We start from the raw sequence: 250 nt of genomic DNA on the forward strand, positions 1-250 counted from the left end.
CGGCGTCCCGTCGGCGAGGAACGGCATGTCCTCCACCGGCAGGATGCGGCTGATGACGCCCTTGTTGCCGTGGCGCCCGGCCATCTTGTCGCCCGGCTGCAGCTTGCGCTTCACCGCGACGAACACCTTGACCATCTTTAACACGCCCGGCGGCAGTTCGTCGCCGCGCTCCAGCTTCTCGCGGCGATCCTCGAACTTGTCGCGGATACGCTTCGCGGCCTCGTCATACTGGCCCTTCACCGCCTCCAGG

1 protein-coding gene is annotated in these 250 nt (G+C 67.2%); it reads right to left on the reverse strand.

Annotation, left to right across the window (positions count from 1 at the left end; translation table 11 throughout):
* Positions 1 to 250: hypothetical protein (locus CVH10_RS22865; protein ID WP_146143321.1), on the reverse strand; the 250-nt coding region annotated here is incomplete at both ends.

The sequence above is a fragment of the Halomonas sp. ND22Bw genome, from assembly GCF_003011945.1.
Lineage (GTDB): Bacteria > Pseudomonadota > Gammaproteobacteria > Pseudomonadales > Halomonadaceae > Halomonas > Halomonas halophila.